We start from the raw sequence: 16,121 nt of genomic DNA, 5'->3' as shown, positions 1-16,121 counted from the left end.
TGTACAATACGCTTTATCTGGAAATGCTCCAATTGGTTTTCAAACACCTTCTAGTGCATATTCAGAAGATTTAGTCATGAAAATTCCTGAAGTGACTCGAGTTATGCTTCAATAATTGTTAGTATTCTCCTGGCTTTAAGGCTTGAAAATATCATGAAGCTCATATTTTTAAAGCCAAGGAGTGAAGATAAAGAATTTTTTTAAAAGGCATAAGGGAGTGTCATAATGATCGAAAAAAGGCTTGCTGATCTAGAAGGTGATGTGCAAGAGGTAAAGTTAATGCAATTGGAATTGGCTGAAAAAAGCGCTCGTTTACAACTCCTTATAGAGCAGATGGAACAACAGCTCAATCAATGTGAGCATCCTGTGAACTCAGAGGCACCAGCAAAAGCAAATCAAGGTCAGTTGCTTAGTGCCTATGGCATTATGAAACCGCCAAAACAGGAAGCTGGATCTTATGAACAGAACGCTGGAACCTATGAGTTGCTGTCCGTATCGTCTGTTCTTTGAAATTTAAATTAAATCCAAAATCGAGGTTTAGGGAAATAGAAGTGGACTAGGTGCTATTTATACTGATATGTAATAAATGCAATTGGTGTTAGTTTTTTTCATGATAAAGAGTAGATTTTTCTTTGTTCAAAAGGTTTCAATTCTTAATATCTTTGAAAAAATTATGAAAATCAGATAACTAGGCCTGTAATCTCTATTTCCCTAATTCCATATTATCAAAAATTATGAAAGCAGATTTATAAAAAGAAATTAAGCCAATTTGTATAATTTAATCGGATTGTCACGATGTTTGAGGGTAGCGTTACCCACAAACTCAGCTTTAATTTCAGATAGGTGCTTCAGGGCATCTTCAGAAATAAGAACCTGCGAATGATATGTTTTATTTAACTGCTCTATATGAGCAGCAGAATTTACTACATCCCCAATAATAGTATATTCCTGGCGCTTTTTTGTTCCGATTGTGCCTGTTACTGCATGACCAAAATGTAAACCAATTCCTAATTTCAGATCGGGCAGATTCCCTTTTTTTATCTCTTCTTCGATACATTCAATGATCGTTAATGCTGCATTTGCCGCATTAGCTACATCATTGCCGTTAGATAATGGGGCGCCAAACACTGCCATAAAACCGTCGCCTAAAAATTTATTTATAATCCCTTTATTATCATGAATAATTTTTACTATATGTTTAAAAAGATTGTTGAGATAATCAACAACAACGGATGCTTCGTTTTGTTCGGTAAAAGAAGTAAAATTCCTTATGTCCAAAAACATAATGCACACGGGTAAGTATTCACTCGCTTGAGCATCTTTTGAAAGTAGCTTGGATACAACCTCAGGCGATACATGCCGGCCAAAAATGCCCTCAATTTTGTCTCGTTCTTGTTGCGCGTCGAAAGCTGTAAACAACTGTTTTTTAATTTGAGAAGTGATAAATCCGGTAACGATCCCCCCAACTAATAAAATTCCTCCACGGGCAGCAAAGGCATACCATTCTACTAAATATGAATCAATGTTTGAGGTATCTGTATAATTGAGAACATAATAAGAAAGTCCCCAATATTCAATGGCGGCAACCAATCCCGAAAATCGGCATATCCATTCGTTTAAAGTCAATGAAGAAAGAATAATAAAAATAAAATAAAGTAAAACAGGTGGCATTAAAAGAGAATAGATGGGTGTTTGAAGGTTCATTATTACAATAATCCCTAATGTAGGAATATTTATTTCGATAAACGCATTAAGATAACGTAGAAAGATTGGTATATTTTTCTTATGAAGGGCGCATCGACAAATTATTTTTCGCATGAGTAAAAAATAAAGAGCTATAGCTGCTAAAGAACTCGGCATAGTAATCGCCGGTACTTTCGCATGTCGATAATATACTTCGGGAGAGAGAATAAAAAATATTGTCCATATGAGCGCCATTAAAATAAAGATAATAGATAAAATCGTTGTTCTTAACTTTTCAGTTTTTAATATTTCCTCTTCTAAAGGCGTTTGAGCCATTTGCTTAATCCATTATCTATTATTTCTTTAGTTTAGATTATTTCCAATAAATTGTTGTAGTGAGAAGGAGTTATGCCAGCATCTAAAAGCAATGCGACAGAGTTAAGATAAGTATCTTCGATAATCATTAGGGAACGTAGGCGGCGGGGATGAATTATCAACATGCCCTAAGACGCGCAGCAATAGATATCGACGTAAAAAGTTGTGCTTACTAAGCTACAATGATACCAAATGTTTGTCTTTGAGCCGCACATAATGTTGTGCTGAGTATTCTAACATCTCGAGTTCTTGCTCGGTTAATTTCCTGATCGCTTTAGCTGGGTTTCCAAGATACAAATAACCGCTTTCCAGAACTTTTCCCGGAGTTACCAGTGCCCCTGCACCAACCATTACATGATGCTGTATGTGTACAGCATCCAAAATTAATGCACCCATACCAATAAGACAGAAATCATCAACAATGCAACCATGTAATACTGCTTGATGTCCGACTGTAATTCCCTGGCCTAAAATTAATGGTTGCCCGCCTGAAGTATAGGGGCCATCATGAGTAACGTGCAAAACGGTTCCATCCTGAATGCTGCAGGCATTACCTATTTTAATCGAGTTTACATCGCCACGTAGAACAGCCATAGGCCAAACAGATACATCATCCCCCAAAGATACATCACCAATGATTACTGATTTAGGATCAATATAGACTCGTTGACCCATTGAAGGCGATTTCCCTTGAAAACTGCGAATGCCATCATTCATATTATTTAAACCATAGTTACGAATTCTTCTGCACTTGTGGGATGAATGGCAACTGTATTATCAAAATCTTTTTTACAGGCTCCCATCTTTACCGCCACACCAAAACCTTGGAGCATCTCATCAGCGGCTAGTCCGATGATGTGCAAACCAATAATTTTCTCTTCTTTCCCTAGAGTAACCAGTTTCATTACTGTAGGTGTTTTTTCTTCAGCAAATGCATCAAACATTGGTGTGAAACGGGTTTGATAGATTTTAATTTGATCCTTGCCATATTGCTCAATGGCCTCTTGTTCACTAAGCCCAACTGTTCCTATCGGTGGATGACTAAAGATTACGGTGCAGATATTCTCATAGTTTAGGCAAGCTTCTGGTTGCTGGCCAAAAAGACGATCTGCCAAACGACGGCCTGCAGCAATTGCTACAGGAGTAAGGGCAGGCGCATTAGTCACATCACCTAGAGCATAAATACCTTGAGTACTGGTATTTTGGAACGCATCGACCAAAACCAATCCTTGCTCATCAGTAGCAACACTTACTTTCTCCAGGTTTAATCCAGCCGTTCTGGGTTTTCTCCCCACAGCAGCAATAATTACGTCGATATCCTGAATAATTGAGCCGCTGGAGCATACTATAGATTTTCTGCCATCACTATGTAAGTTTATTTCCTGTGCTTTATGGTTTGGGTGGATATGAATACCTTGCTGTTGCATGATTTCCATTAAGGTATCACCCAAGACATTATCAAAGCGGGATAAAGGCCGTATCCCCCTCATTAAAAGATGTGTTTCACTACCCAGACTATTTAATATCCCTGCCAGTTCCACCCCGATGTATCCACTACCGATAATTGCTACTTTATCAGGTCGTTTGGTCAAGGAAAAAAATCCATCCGAATCAATTGTATGCTGGCCTCCATGGATTGTTGGTGGCGAAGGTTCACCGCCTGTGGCAATGATGATGTGTTGCGCACGATAAAGGACATCATTTACTTTGATTGAATGTGCATCGTGGAAAGCACCAGTACCCTGAATTAAAGTGATATTAAACTGAGTAAAACGTTTTGCATAATTTTCTCTGAGTCGTTCTATATAGGCATTACGTTTATTAACCAGAGTATTCCAATCGAGGATGGGCGATGTGAGTGAAAAACCATATTCAGGTGCATGATGCATGATTTCATTAATCATGGATGCATTGAACATAATTTTTTTGGGGACGCAACCTAAGTTAACGCAGGTACCACCTAAAAAGCTGGATTCTACTACCGCTACTTTGGCGCCATATTTAGCAGCTCGAACAGCGCTGGCAATCCCACCACTACCACCGCCCAGTACAATAAGATCAAATTGATTGTTTTTCATAGACAATTTTTAAAAAATAAGTTTATATTATCAGGAACTGTCCAACCAACCAACATAAAATTCCCAATAATTAAGCCTACCCATTGGGATGTGTTTTCGTTGTCTTGTTTTTGTTGCTTATGTTTAAAAGATTGTATCGATAAGTAGTACAAACACAACTTGATTTCAATATTGAATTATCTTTTTGAAAAATTTGTAATGAATTATTTCTTTCCCTTCCTGAGCATTATCAGGGATTAGGTTTAGGAGATTTTGAGTTGCAACTTAAACTTATCCTTGTTCCTGTACTGGGAACGGAGATTTTGGTTAATGATCTTTAATAAGGAGATTGATATGCCAGCATCTGGGATTAAGATTAGTCGTTTGGTTTTTTTGGGGGATAGTTTATCGGATAGAGGAACTTTTGATAAACGCTTGTTATTTGGGTTTATCCCTTTAGCGGACCTTTATGAGATTGGTTATGATGCACCTAGAGGACGATTTACTAATGGGTTTGTCTGGGGAGATTATTTTGTTACAGCGGTCATTGAACAATTTGAAATAGATTATGCCCGGAGAAAACTGAGGCTACCTCGCGATGCACGAGGAAATGCGGATGTAGCAGATGCCATTTTAGCGAATGATTTGCATTTACAAAAAAAAAATAAAAGAGCATTTAGTCTAAATAATGACAAACATATTTTATATAAAGGAACACGTTTTGCACGTTTCTATTGTGAAGCAGGTCTAACTTCTTCCGATTACAAGACGAAATTTACCTTCAATCTTAAAGATGAAATAGCCAGGTTAATCGTGGCCAATTTAGAAGAGAAGCGGAAACAACTCAGTGCAGACGATAAAAAGTATAAAATTAGTGCTCAGGAAAAAGCTGAAACTTTAATAGTTGAGTGGTCTGGTGCAAATGATTTACTTACGGTGAATTCCGAACCTACTTTTCTTGCAGCAGATGATGCAGTTAATGCACGTATTGAAAATCTTGAGATCTTAATTCAACAAGGTTATCGGAACTTTGTTTTATTGAATTTACCTGATCTTTCTTTGACGCCAAGATTTCAGGCTAAAGGCAAAAAGGATCAAGATAAAGCGGCACAATGTTCCGTATATTTTAACAAGCAATTAGCAGCCAAAGTGCAACACGTGATCAAAAAATATCAGGGCTTAAATAGTCCTCTGAATCTTTCAATTTTTGATGTCAGTACACCATTCCAAGAAATGTATGAGCATAGTGAAGAATATGGATTTGATAAAAGTAAGTTAAAATTGCCCTATGTTGATTCTGAGGAGTTTAAACAAAGCCAAAAAAATCCTGTGAATCAGAAAGAAAATATTTCTCCGGCAGATGGTTATATGTTTTGGGATGACATACATCCTACCATGGATACACATACTTGGCTGGCAGTAAAATTTAAAGAGGCCTACCACAAGATGTTTACGTTCATTCATCCAACATCAGTACGAAGATGCTGTAAGGAAGCAGAAGATGCGATCGGTAAATCGTCATCCACCCCTTACGCTCATTTACCTGAGGATGTAGTAAAAATAATTCGTAGTCTTCATGCAGATGCAATGAACTTGGGAAAATCACTTTGTGCCTCGCGTCGTGAAAAAGGCGAATTATTAAAACAGTTTATTTTTAATTTGGAATGTCAAAGCGGTAATTTACAAGAGATTGATGCTTTTATAAAAACATTTACCCAAGATGTAGAGAAAATGAAAATAATAAAACATAATAATTCTCTATTTGATTTTTTTGGATGTAAAAAAACAACTTATCCAGAAGATTATATTAGCAAATTGGGGCAGGTTGTTGCAGAAAATCTTTATGCACAGAGGCAGCTGGCGAGCTGATTAACATAAAAAGTCTGAATGAAGCAGCCAAAAAATTCTGCTTCATTCAAAATATGCTTTATTCGACACTTACTTTAAATTCCACATCCACGTTGCCGCGAATTGCATTCGAATAGGGACAAACTTGATGCGCTTTGGCTACTAAATCTTCTGCATCTTTTTGACTTAAGCCCACAAGATGAGCATGCATTTCAACCCCAAGTTTATATCCTTTTTCTGGGGTGGCATATAACGAGACTTGAGAAAGAATTGAGGCATCTTGCAGAGGAATTTTTTGTAAACTGGCTACATGACGCATAGCACTCTCAAAACACGCGGAATAACCTGCAGCAAATAATTCTTCTGGATTTGTACCACCGCCTGCCCCACCTAATTCTTTTGGTTTCGCCAAGTCCAGTCTTAATAATCCATCGGAAGTTTCTATATGTCCGTTTCGTCCACCATGGGTACGCGCTGTTGCTGTATAAAGTGCTTTCATATTTAGGTCCTTTAGTGATAACTGATACCAACGTTAGAATTGATTTATAGATTTGTCAATGAGTGAAAACTTGATATAACGCCACCCACTAAGTTCTATTCGTCGTTGCAAGCTCGGTCATCTCAGTCATGTACTTGATAACACTCCTTCACCTCATTTTACTTGTGCCTTGTCTAGAACTTAGTGAATGACGCTATATATTGTATTGCATTCATGACGTGGCACCTTGGAACTTTTTACTCCATAATACAAACCCTTATCTAAATAATTACATATTTGTTCCATATTTAATGTACTAAGGCACTGCGATAATATTTTTTGATGACAACGTGGAAAAATAGCTCCTCGTGAGTGGAGTGCCTGGTATTTCTGGCTTTTCCAGCTGTTGAGGTTGCTCGTGTAATAAGTAGTAAAATTTTTAATTTTCAGATTATTATCCATGCTAAAAATTTTCATACCCGGGTAGTTATGATGGATACGACTAATCGCGGGTGTAGAAAAGGCATAGACATTGCTCCCGTCATCCAGATGGATTTTTCTGATCTCATCCATATGCGTGTGGGATGTGAGGAGAGTTATTTCTCCATATGATTTTTTGTTCTTATTCAATATTTTTATAAATTCCTGTAAGTAAGCGTTATGCCAAACGGGTTTTCCCTTAAATGAAGTTCCAGGTGGTTCGTGCATGGCAATCAAGAGCTGTTTAGCATGATGGTTCTTTAATTGCTGCTCCAACCAAGAAAGCTGGATTAAAGCATCGTGTTGCTGATTAGGATATTTTGCAAGTATGGGGGTATTTGTCCATTGAGTGGCATTTAGGGCGATCAAAATAATTTTTTTATTTCCTGGTATTACATAACTGGAATAATACCCATCGTGATACATGTGGCTGCCATCAATAATTAACCCTTTACAATGAGCACAGGCACCATTCCAATCCGTAGCAAAATTTAATGGGGAAACACCACTTGACTCGAAAGGCTGATAATTACCAAGTAAGGAATCATTGTTCCCCGTGATATAGAAAATAGGTTTTAAATTTTTATCGTTTTCATATAACTCATCAAATACCTTTTTTTCGAACTCTCCTTTTTTAGTTGTGTTAAATAAAGAGTGAGTGGGTAAGTCGCCTAAACAAAGTATAAAGTCTACTTTTTGGCTTAATTTTTCATATTTTTTCATAGTGATTTTTAGAAACTCTGTGCCAGTATCCTCTCCATCACGGGATAAGTTGTTGCTGCCGTAATGAATATCACTAATTGTTAAAAAGCTAGGTCCTGCATATACAGAATGAAAAAAGCAAAAAAACAGTAGGACAGCCTTAAAAAATGAATTCAATTGAATCTCCACATCCGGATATTGTCTATAAAAGGAGTGGTCTGTTTCCATATCTACTCTCCTGGTCAAAACTGTCCTGATTTTCTGTGCTCCGATGCTCACATACTTCATGTATGCTGCGCTTCGGTACTCGAAAATCAGGCTCATTCAGAGACTCAAGCTGGCGAAATGGAAACAGACCCTCCGCGGCTGCTGCTATCTTGGCCGCAACGCGTTTCCTAAGCTGCTTCACGAATACTCCAGGTCCTTTGTACCTGATTGGGAGTATCTGTTTCCACCCAAAGTAGGGTAGGGCTACCTGAAGGGTTAATCGATAGAGTCTTGGAAAATAACATCACTCCAAAAGGATATTTCTTTACCACGGATTGTAGTGCGGACCATACTTTTTCAGGACCAGTCTGGTTATCGTTTATTATAAGTTCATTGCCTCGATAGATTATATTTATAGATTGGTCTCTCAACGCAGTTCGTAGCGCAGACTCCAAACGCCTCCATTTAGCCTGATGAGCTTTTTGCTTTTCGGCTTGGGTAGGATTTGATTGGAAACTAATACGTTGATGAGGTGAAAAAATTCGACTCAAACGACTGCTGTCTGGATTCTTTTGCAAGAAATAAGTGCATAAAGCATCCAATACAGGACGCCCGGGCCCAGATGCTTTACCGGGCTGTCTGTTCACATACATTGCAAACGCCAAAGTATGGCCATTGGTAGTGTATAAATATCCTGAAAGACTATTTATTCCAGTCATAGTACCTGTTTTAGCACGAACAAAACCCTGTTGCGTGGGGATACGGAATCTTTTTTGCAAGGTTCCGTCACGTCCGGATATAGGTAATGCAGATATGTATTCATAAGATAAAGGAAAACGTTGATATAAAAATTTTAATAGCGATATGGTTTGCTCTGGAGTTACTAAGCTGTAGCGCGATAAGCCCGAGCCATCCGTAAAAATTGCGTGAGTAAAATCGATTCCTGTTTGTGATTGTAAAAAATTCTTAATTACAGGTTCAGCATCTCGCCAGTTGACTGGCCGTCCTTTGAGTTTTTCTGCAGCATGCAAATACAAGCTGTCCGCATAGAGATTATCAGATGGTTTTAAAGTATCTGCCATCAGTTGTGACATGGGTTTAGAGTGTTGTGTCGCAATGAATAAAGAACCTGCTGGAGTTTTTCCTAATTGAACCTGGCCATTGAGTTGAATATTGTCTTTTGCCAATTGAGTTTTGATCATGCCTTGAGCATACATTAAAGGATTTTTTATAGCCAAACGTTGTTGTACTGCCCATTGGCCAACTCCGACACAGCCACGAACAGTTAAATGATTGTCTTGATCTAAATTAAAACCCACGCCACAACCTTTTGCGTTTGGTTTCGTTGTCGCCTGATTATTTAATGCAATACCACCTCCACCATCGTCTACTTCAACAACCGCAGGATCTCCAGCTTGAGCTCCTGGATTTACGGTAACCGTCAAGCGATTGGAATCAACCATGACGGGGGCATTGGGGGCTCCGTAGCTGTAGGATAAATCGGTGGCGAGCCAGCCAGGAGGATAGGGATCGACTTGCGCCAGGCTGCTATCGATGTAAACATTACCTTGAATGGTATGGATATTCCATTCCTTCAATGAGGAAAGCAGTGCTTTTAAATCATTACGGTTAAAAGAAGGATCACCATTTAGTTGTACATAAACATTTCCTTGGAGTATTCCCTGTTCGATTTTTCCTGCACTCATACTTAATCGATTTTCAAAACGATAATCTGGACCTAGTACCATTAATGCTGCTGCTTCGGAAAAAAGTTTCATGTTGCTTGCAGGGATATACAAACGTTCTGCATTACGCCGATATAGGGTTTGCCCAGAAGTGAGGTCAAGAACGACAATTCCAAGATTAACATTTGGATTAATTCGCCTAATTAAATTATCTACCTCGCCTTGAATACTGATACCATATGATAGTGTGGATAAAGCCAATAAAAACGCGCTAGTAAACGTCCTTCTCATTGATGTCGTTCCTTTTGTTTTATCATATGCGGAATAGAAAATTGATAACCATCGTCTAATCATATCGCAAGCCTAATCGCTCCAAAAGTCCCGCAAGTGTATCATTATCAAAAAATTTGACTTGTAACCATCCACCATCGCCATTATCGTTTATTATTTGTACTGGCGCACCTAATTGTTCCCCTAATACTGATTGTAACCGTTCAATGTCTCGATCTCTTTTTGTATTTTTTGGTAGAGAAAATTCTTTATTTTTTTGTACTTTTACCACATGTTCTAACTGTCTTACTGACCATTGTTGCGTTATAGTTTGTTTCGCTAAATAGTCTTGCTGGGTTGGTTCTAACCCTATAAGAACTCGCGCATGGCCAAATGACAAGGCTTTATTCCGAATGAAATCTTTTATATTTTCACTTAAACCCAATAACCGAATAATATTGGCAATATGACTACGTGATTTCCCTACTAAAGCAGCTATTTCATCTTGATGATAATTAAACTCATCAATCAAACGTCGATAAGCGCTTGCTTCTTCAATTAAGTTTAAATCTTCTCGTTGAATGTTCTCTATTAGAGTGAGGGCACATGCTTGTTTGTCGTTATAATTTCCGATGAGGCAAGGGACAGTTTGTAATCCTGCTATTTTTGCAGCACGCCATCTTCTTTCGCCTGCGATAATTTCATAACGCTGTTTTGCGATTGACCTGACGATTAGGGGTTCAATTAAGCCTTGTGATGCAATGGATTGAGCGAGCTCTTTTAATGTGATGTCATTAAAATCTTGTCTGGGTTGATATTGTCCCGCTTGAATGCTTTCTATAGGTACGTGCTGAAATTCAACGTGCATCGAAATAGTATTGAATAAAAATTGTTATGAATTGTTTCATATTTTGCTGGGAATGAAAATAGGAGTTAATGCGTTATGCGTGTATCAATGTAGCTTGGTGAAGCCTGTCTCTTGATCACATCCTTGCCGACGTCCCGCGCACAAGCCCTGAGAGATGGTCACAAAAAGTGACCATCTCTCAGACATAAAGCGCGGTACGTAGAGAAATTTAAAGCAGTACGTAGAGAAACTTAAGTGGTACATGATAAATTTAAAAAACTGACGATCGTTCAGGGTCTGTTTACCTGAGGTATCGTCAGTTTTGAGAAACCTCCACTAAATTTTTCGCCTACCTACCGCGCTTTATGCGCGGTATCCAGGGGATCTTACTATAGAAATGCTCAGCGGCATCTTAAAATATCGTTCTGGATACCGCGCATAAAGCGCGGTACGTAGGAAAGCAGTACGTAGAGAAATTTAAGCGGTACGTAGAGAAACTTAAGTGGTACATGATAAATTTAAAAAACTGACGATCGTTCAGGCACAAGCCGCGGGACGCGGGAGTAGAGCTGGACGGATTTCAGTAATGTGTAGGCAATTCAGGTGAAGCACAGCTGAACCCGGGTATGAACGGAGTTCCCAGGCTACGGTCTATTTTATAACAAACCATACAATATCGCTGAGATAGCGATAATGCCTATGGTTGTTGTGAATACATTACTTACACGATCAGTTTTATATTTTTTCATTGCCGGAATTTTGGCAATTGCATACATAGGCATAATAAACAATAGGGTAGCAATAACAGGTCCACCCAGAGTTTCTATCATTTTTAAGATGTTGGGATTTATGGTGGCTACAATCCAACACGTAACAACCATAAAAATTTCAATGACGCGTTGAAGTTTGCATTGGCTTATTGTTTTACCAGTTGGTTTTAACAGGTTCACAATAATGCTACTCAAACCTTCCTTAGCACCTAAATAATGACCTAAAAAGGATTTGGAAATCGCAATAAAGGCAATAATAGGAGCGATGCAAGCAATCAAAGGTGTTTTAAAATGATTTGCTAGATAAGACAGGATAGAAATGTTTTGTTGTTTCGCTTGTAAAAGGTCTTGAGGTGAAAGACTAAAAACACAACTGAATACAAAAAACATAACGGAACAGACCATGAATAAATGACTGTACCGCAGGATCGCCGTACTATTACTATCCGCATCAATTCCATATTGCTGTTTTTGATTCACCGCAAAAGAAGAAATAATTGGTGAATGATTAAAAGAAAATACCATGACTGGAATGACTAACCATACAGTCATTAACAATCCATGCCCTCCATTAGCATGCAATGAATTGCTTTGTTGTAAAATGGCATTATTCCAGTTAGGAATTAAATAAATAGATAAAAATAATAATATAGTTGCAAATGGATAAACCAATAAAGACATTGATTTGACAATGATTTCCTGTCCAAATCGGACTATAGCCATGAGTGCAAGGATAAGTATTATGGATAAAAGTGCTCTTGGAGGGGAGGACATACCTAACTGATTCACAAGAAAGCTTTCCGTAGTATTAGTAATTGCCACGCTATACATCAATAAGATTGGATAAATTGCAAAAAAATATAATCCGGTCAGTATCCTTCCTGCAAAAGTACCAAAATGTTCTACAACCACATCGGTAATGTCATTCTGAGAAGAAGAACCTGATAAAACAAAACGGCATAGTGCCCTATGCGAAAAGTAAGTCATGGGAAAGGCAAGTACGGCCATTATAATTAAAGGCCAAATCCCATTAAGTCCAGCATCTATTGGAAGAAAAAGGGTTCCAGCACCTACAGCAGTACCGTAAAGACTTAACATCCAAACGGTATCATGTTTTGCCCATGAATACTTTTTATTTACTGCTAGAGGTGAAAGTATTGCTGCTGATTCATTTGATGACATGAAACATCCTTTATATAATACCGAACACAATGTTCAATATTAACACTGCAGATCCAATATTTCAACAAAATTTGCTTTTGTACTGAGGATGTTCTATGCCTATTTACTTAATATTTAGTGATTAATATTCTAGTTTCGTGCCATAAAGTCGGTCTCCTGCATCGCCTAACCCTGGAATAATATAGCCTTTTTCGTTGAGCTGCTGGTCTATAGCTGCTGTGAAAATAGGAACTTCTGGATGCTCTTCATGAAATGCTGCTATTCCTTCTGGAGAGGCAAGCAGGCAGAGAAATTTAATTGATTTAGGCTCGATTGCTTTAATTTCTTTGACTGCAGCGATTGCTGAGTTGCCAGTCGCCAGCATGGGATCAACTACGATCACATCACGATCTCGAGTATGTTCTGGAAGCTTTATATAGTACTCAACTGCTTCCAGGGTTTTAGGATCGCGGTACAAGCCAATATGACCAATTCGGGCTGTAGGTACAAGTTGTAACATGCCATCGACCAAACCATTACCAGCGCGCAAAATTGATACAAAAACCATTTTTTTACCTTTTAAAACCGGTGATTGCATTATGGCTAGAGGTGTTTCGATTTCTTCATATTCCATTTCCAAATCACGAGTGACTTCATAAGCGAGCAACATACTGATTTCATGCATCAATGTGCGAAATTTAACTGTGCTGGTATCTTTTCGACGCATGATTGTTAACTTATGCTGAATTAATGGATGCTGCACTACTATAACGTGTTGATTGTTCATTTTAACTCCAAACTGCGTTTTTATGTGAAAAAATGTAGCCAGGGCGAAGCGAAGCGGAACCCGGGAAATCCGTGATGAAAAAAACCGGCCTTCACCCAGGCTACACGTTTTAATTTAAAAAACTGTGCCATCACTAATAATCTGTATCGGTGGAATACCCTGGGAACGTTTTTGTTTGGCAATTCGTCGTCCTGCTTCCCAGGTACCTCCTTGCAAAATTTTAGCCAAAGGAAGTTCTTTGGTATTTTTTTGCAGTTTTTTTCTGATTAATGTGGCTAATTCATCTAATAGTGCAATGGTTAATGCACGCCATTCTACAATTGCTTCTGCATCTGGTGGGAGTGACTCTCCCAGAATGTTCTTATTTTTAATTTGCAGCAACCCGCAATCGATGAGTAAACCACCATTTCGATATTCTGGCAAACCCGTTAGTTCTTCCAGGTAGGTCACTGTAACTCCCGCTTGTTCTAGGGGTTCAATCAAAGAATAAGTTAACCATTGGGATAATTTATGAAATGGAATGTATTCCGATCCCGATTCATTTGATTTGAACGCATTATATTGCCACACATCTCCAAGTGGGATTCCATGAAATAGCAGTCTTGTCGGCCATATTTCATTAAATGTATCGAGCACTTCATGAAAAATCTGAGACGCTGTAAGTATGTCATTTGTTGCTAAAGAACTAATGTAAGTATAAAAGTTACCTAAGCGGCTTTCTTTTTCAAAATGTTGTGCGTCCTGTTGTATTAATGCACCGAGTCGATTCAGCAATGCAACTCGTCCGGAAACGCCCTCTAAAGGATTTTGAGCAGTGACTTGAAAAGCATCGTGTAGGTCGGCTTCATTAAAGGACAATAAGCGCTCTGCATCTACTCTCAATGGTTGAGATGGATGAGCACTAAACATTCCTTTTAGATAAAGAGAAAGGCTTGCTAGTGCGAGACCTTCGGAGCGCGAATATTCGACTCCTGTTTCAGCCTCTGTATAGCGCCAGTATTGGCCAGCGCCTGCGTCTAGGAATACGCTGATAATAACCAGCTCGTAAAGAATTTTACCCCATTCATCTGCAGATATGATGCCCAATTCTTCCCGCATTTTTTTTATTCGATTAATATTCCCCACTTCAAAATGACGCCAACGACTGTGATAGGGAATATCAAGATTTGGATAATTATCCTGAATGACCTCAATAACAAATGAAGCTGTAGCGGTCATTTTTTCTGGATCTAAGAAAAAGTATGCTGATTGGTCTTGCTTGACTCGTTCTAGAATAGCATGGGAGCGTACGCGTATCGTGCGCGGATCTCTTAACGTGGTTAATACGCGGGCAATTTCTTGTTCATTACTCATTAAGATCACGTCCTTTGGTTTTTGCTAATTCATTAATATCAACGATGCGATTAGGTGAATAATAGCCTGCCGCACGTTTGGCATTCATTTCTACTTGAGCATCAAGGGGAATGAGCTCATCGGGAATGCTTACTCGTTCTACAACATGAATTCCAGATTTGAGTAATGCGTCATATTTCATGTTGGACATGGAAACAAAACGATGAATTTGGGTAATGCCAAGCCAATGTAAAATATCCGACATGAGTTCCTGGAAGCGCATGTCTTGGACTCCTGCGACACACTCAGTTCTTTCAAAATATTTAGCAGCAGTATCTCCACCTTTCTGTCTTTTGCGGGCGTTATAGACCAAAAATTTGGTCACTTCACCCAAAGCTCTTCCTTCTTTTCGATTATAAACAATCAAACCCGCGCCACCTTTCTGGGCAGATTCAATAGACAATTCAATCCCATGTACTAAATAGGGGCGACAGGTACAAATATCGGAGCCGAATACATCAGAACCATTGCATTCATCATGAATACGACAGGTAAGCTCAATTTTTGGATCATGGATTGTCGTTACGTCACCAAAAAAATAGGCGGTTAATCCACCTATAGGGGGTAAAAAAACATCGAAGTCAGAACGTGTTACTAATTCGGGGAACATCCCAGCTGTTTGTTCAAATAAGGTACGACGTAACAGTGATTCTGAAATTCCAAAACGTTCAGCAATTCCAGGTAAATACCAGACTGGCTCCACAGCGACTTTGGTGACTGCGACATCACCTGATTCTTTTAATATTTTTCCATCGGGTTTGAGGCGGCCTCTTTGGATGGCCGTATGCAATTCAGGAATATTAATATGTGCTTTGGTAACTGCAATTGTAGGGCGAATATCATAGCCTGCTTGAATTTCTTCCGAAAAAACACCTGCAACAAGATGTCCCCAGGGATCGATGGAGATGATTTTCTGGGCATCGTTCCATTGAGGATGTGGGCCAATGGCTACAGGCGGCGTAGTATCGGTAAGGTCCGGTACGTGCTCTGAATCCAACACTCCGGCAGCAACTGCTAGTGCTCGATAAACTGAGTATGAGCCAGAGTGTGTACCGACTACATTGCGATTTTTTATATTCGTAAGAGAGGCTATTACCGGGCCGCGTTCTTTAGGGTTTTCTGCGCCCCATTTTATTTTTAACGGTGCAGCAGTATGCCCGGATGGATGTGATGATAAAACAATATGCCCTTTCGATTTTTTTTTTGACTCATCTTGCACCATAATACAATCCTTTAAATGACTACAACTCGATAAATTCATCATAACAGAAGAAATTAATTGGTAGAAAGTACTATTTTCCTTATTGAGGAGGGGAGGTATGAGTCATTGTACTGGGTTAATATTCTCGCTATTATGGTTTCGTTTTTGATGATTATAC

At 38.8% G+C, this 16,121-nt stretch carries 14 protein-coding genes (1 of these 14 cut by a window edge); 3 read left to right on the top strand and 11 right to left on the bottom strand.

The window, feature by feature from the left end; genetic code table 11:
* Nucleotides 1–115 carry the 3' end of a saccharopine dehydrogenase family protein gene (locus LXO92_RS15775; protein WP_182350464.1) on the top strand. Its footprint begins 959 nt before the window's first position, so 115 of the gene's 1,074 nt are visible here — the last part of the coding sequence; its start codon lies off the left edge, out of view; the stop codon is at nt 113–115.
* Between the two features lie 110 nt (nt 116–225).
* Nucleotides 226–510 (top strand): hypothetical protein, encoded by a 285-nt coding sequence (locus LXO92_RS15770; protein WP_232891302.1) that lies wholly within the window; start codon nt 226–228, stop codon nt 508–510.
* 249 nt (nt 511–759) lie between these two features.
* Here LXO92_RS15770 and LXO92_RS15765 read toward each other — a convergent pair whose 3' ends face one another.
* From LXO92_RS15765 to gorA, 3 genes are all read right to left on the bottom strand, one after another.
* Nucleotides 760–2,019, bottom strand: a complete 1,260-nt coding sequence (locus tag LXO92_RS15765) for an adenylate/guanylate cyclase domain-containing protein (RefSeq protein ID WP_232891301.1) — start codon at nt 2,017–2,019, stop codon at nt 760–762.
* Between the two features lie 216 nt (nt 2,020–2,235).
* Nucleotides 2,236–2,775: a gamma carbonic anhydrase family protein gene (locus LXO92_RS15760; protein WP_232891300.1), complete on the bottom strand. Its 540-nt coding sequence runs from the start codon at nt 2,773–2,775 to the stop codon at nt 2,236–2,238.
* A gap of 5 nt (nt 2,776–2,780) precedes the next feature.
* Nucleotides 2,781–4,136 (bottom strand): glutathione-disulfide reductase, encoded by a 1,356-nt coding sequence (gorA, locus tag LXO92_RS15755; protein ID WP_232891299.1) that lies wholly within the window; start codon nt 4,134–4,136, stop codon nt 2,781–2,783.
* Nucleotides 4,137–4,469: 333 nt separating this feature from the next.
* Between gorA and LXO92_RS15750 the strand changes: the two genes are divergently transcribed.
* Nucleotides 4,470–5,984 (top strand): SGNH/GDSL hydrolase family protein, encoded by a 1,515-nt coding sequence (locus LXO92_RS15750; protein WP_232891298.1) that lies wholly within the window; start codon nt 4,470–4,472, stop codon nt 5,982–5,984.
* Between the two features lie 58 nt (nt 5,985–6,042).
* Here the strand turns inward: LXO92_RS15750 and LXO92_RS15745 are convergent, their stop codons facing one another.
* The 8 genes from LXO92_RS15745 to LXO92_RS15710 all read right to left on the bottom strand — a co-directional run bounded on the left by LXO92_RS15745 (nt 6,043) and on the right by LXO92_RS15710 (nt 15,964).
* Nucleotides 6,043–6,462, bottom strand: coding sequence for an organic hydroperoxide resistance protein (locus LXO92_RS15745; RefSeq protein ID WP_182350460.1), 420 nt, complete (start codon nt 6,460–6,462; stop codon nt 6,043–6,045).
* A 180-nt stretch (nt 6,463–6,642) separates the two neighbouring features.
* Nucleotides 6,643–7,800 (bottom strand): metallophosphoesterase, encoded by a 1,158-nt coding sequence (locus tag LXO92_RS15740; RefSeq protein WP_425600750.1) that lies wholly within the window; start codon nt 7,798–7,800, stop codon nt 6,643–6,645.
* A 218-nt stretch (nt 7,801–8,018) separates the two neighbouring features.
* Complete coding sequence (gene dacB / locus LXO92_RS15735; protein ID WP_182350459.1) at nt 8,019–9,806, bottom strand: D-alanyl-D-alanine carboxypeptidase/D-alanyl-D-alanine endopeptidase; 1,788 nt, start codon at nt 9,804–9,806, stop codon at nt 8,019–8,021.
* Nucleotides 9,807–9,861: 55 nt separating this feature from the next.
* Nucleotides 9,862–10,653, bottom strand: coding sequence for a ParB/RepB/Spo0J family partition protein (locus LXO92_RS15730; protein WP_182350458.1), 792 nt, complete (start codon nt 10,651–10,653; stop codon nt 9,862–9,864).
* Nucleotides 10,654–11,288: 635 nt separating this feature from the next.
* Nucleotides 11,289–12,584: a serine/threonine transporter gene (locus tag LXO92_RS15725; RefSeq protein WP_182350457.1), complete on the bottom strand. Its 1,296-nt coding sequence runs from the start codon at nt 12,582–12,584 to the stop codon at nt 11,289–11,291.
* 121 nt (nt 12,585–12,705) lie between these two features.
* Nucleotides 12,706–13,350 (bottom strand): uracil phosphoribosyltransferase, encoded by a 645-nt coding sequence (upp, locus tag LXO92_RS15720; RefSeq protein WP_182350456.1) that lies wholly within the window; start codon nt 13,348–13,350, stop codon nt 12,706–12,708.
* A gap of 114 nt (nt 13,351–13,464) precedes the next feature.
* Nucleotides 13,465–14,703: a URC4/urg3 family protein gene (locus LXO92_RS15715; RefSeq protein WP_182350455.1), complete on the bottom strand. Its 1,239-nt coding sequence runs from the start codon at nt 14,701–14,703 to the stop codon at nt 13,465–13,467.
* Nucleotides 14,696–15,964: a GTP cyclohydrolase II gene (locus LXO92_RS15710; protein ID WP_182350454.1), complete on the bottom strand. Its 1,269-nt coding sequence runs from the start codon at nt 15,962–15,964 to the stop codon at nt 14,696–14,698. The genes LXO92_RS15715 and LXO92_RS15710 overlap by 8 nt, the downstream gene beginning before the upstream one ends.
* Between the last annotated feature and the right edge of the window lie 157 nt (nt 15,965–16,121).

Source organism: Legionella resiliens (genome assembly GCF_021344005.1).
Classification (GTDB): Bacteria; Pseudomonadota; Gammaproteobacteria; order Legionellales; family Legionellaceae; genus Legionella; species Legionella resiliens.
This window is presented reverse-complemented; position numbering and strand designations above follow the sequence as displayed.